Annotated in this window: 1 protein-coding gene and 1 pseudogene; one reads left to right on the forward strand and one right to left on the reverse strand. The window is 66.5% G+C overall.

The window, feature by feature from the left end:
• Positions 1 to 306: pseudogene (locus AC5JJ6_RS11480) on the forward strand (methyl-accepting chemotaxis protein); the annotation flags it as partial.
• 75 nt (positions 307 to 381) lie between these two features.
• On the opposite strand, the gene pnp reads toward AC5JJ6_RS11480, so the two are convergent.
• Positions 382 to 2,055: polyribonucleotide nucleotidyltransferase (gene pnp, locus AC5JJ6_RS11485; protein ID WP_496042158.1), on the reverse strand; the 1,674-nt coding region annotated here is incomplete at its 5' end.

Raw genomic sequence — 2,055 nt, forward strand, 5'->3', positions numbered from 1 at the left:
GAGATGTCGGACAGGGTGGTCTTCTGCAACGCGACCGACCGCAACGGCTATTTTCCGACCCACAACACCAAGTACCGCCATCCCCAGCGGCCGGGGGAAACCCAGTGGAATGCGGCCAACAGCAGGAACCGGCGCATGTTCAACGACCGGGTCGGGCTAGGCGCCGGCCGCAACCGCGAGCCGTTCCTGTTGCAGGCCTACCGGCGCGACATGGGAGGCACCTTCGAGCTGATGAAGGACGTCTCGGCGCCCATCGTGGTCAAGGGGCGGCACTGGGGCGGGCTGAGGATCGCGTACCGGGTCTGAGGCGTACGTGACCTGAAACGAAAAACGCCGCTTCCCCCCGGCGTGGGAGGAAGCGGCGCGATCCGGGAAGCTCGATTACTCGGCTTCGGCCTTCTTGCTCAGGTCTTCGCCGGTGACCTGATCGACCATCTTCATCGACAGCTTGACCTTGCCGCGATCGTCGAAGCCGAGGACCTTGACCTTGACCTCGTCGCCCTGCTTGACCACGTCGGCGACCTTGCCGACGCGCTCGTTCTTCAGCTCGGAGATGTGGACCAGACCGTCGCGCGAGCCCAGGAAGTTCACGAAGGCGCCGAAATCGACGACCTTCACGACCTTGCCGGTGTAGACGACGCCCAGTTCCGGCTCCGCGACGATGCCGCGGATCCAGTCGATGGCGGCCTGGCCAGCCTTGCCGTCGACGGCGGCGACCTTGACGGTGCCGTCATCCTCGATGTCGATCTTGGCGCCGGTCTGCTCGACGATCTCGCGGATCACCTTGCCGCCGGAGCCGATCACGTCGCGGATCTTCTCCTTGGGGATGTTGATGATCGTGATGCGCGGAGCGTTCTGGTTGACGTCGTCGCGCGCGCCGCCGATCGCCTTCGCCATCTCGCCCAGGATGTGCAGCCGTCCGCCGCGCGCCTGATCGAGGGCCACCCGCATGATCTCCTCGGTGATCGAGGTGATCTTGATGTCCATCTGGAGGGCGGTGACGCCCTTCTCGGTGCCGGCGACCTTGAAGTCCATGTCGCCCAGGTGATCCTCGTCGCCGAGGATGTCGGACAGCACGGCAAAGCCGCGGTCTTCCTTGATCAGGCCCATCGCGATGCCGGCGACGGGGCGGGGCAGGGGAGCGCCGGCATCCATCAGCGCCAGCGAGGTGCCGCAGACGGTCGCCATGGAGGACGAGCCGTTGGACTCGGTGATCTCGGAGACGATGCGCATCGTGTAGGGGAACTGCTCCTTCGTGGGGAGCAGCGGACGGACCGCGCGCCATGCCAGCTTGCCGTGACCGATCTCGCGGCGGCCGGGCGACCCGACGCGGCCTGCTTCACCGACCGAGTAGGGCGGGAAGTTGTAGTGCAGCATGAAGCTTTCGCGGTACTCGCCTTCCAGCGCGTCGATGATCTGCTCGTCCTGGCTGGTGCCGAGGGTCGCGACCACGAGGGCCTGGGTCTCGCCGCGGGTGAACAGTGCGGAACCGTGGGCGCGCGGCAGCATGCCGACCTCGGCGACGATCTGGCGGATATCGGTGGTGCTGCGGCCATCGATCCGGCGGCCGGTGTCGATCACGGCGCCGCGCAGGACGTCGCTCTCCAGCTCCTTGAACAGGGAAGCGATCGCTTCCGGAGCGATTTCCTCGCCGTGGGTCTCGATCGCCTTCTTCTTGGCGGCGTCCAGCTTGGTGTGCCGGTCCTGCTTCTTCCGCTCGGTATAGGCGGCCGTGATGTCCTCGCCGACGGTGGCGAGCAGCTTGGCCTTGATGGCGTTGGCGTCGTACGGCAGCGCCGGCAGGTCCCACGGCTCCTTGGCGCACTGTTCGGCCAGCTCGATGATGGCGTCGATGACGGGCTGGAAGCTGCGGTGGCCGAACATGACGGCGCCGAGCATCACTTCCTCGGACAGCTCGTTGGCTTCGGACTCGACCATCAGCACGCCGTCGCGGGTGCCGGCGACGACCAGGTCGAGATCGCCTTCTTCATCGTCGACCAGCGGGTTCAGCACGTATTCGCCGTTCTTGAAGGCGACGCGGGCGGCGCCGACCGG

This window comes from Skermanella sp. (genome assembly GCF_059503625.1).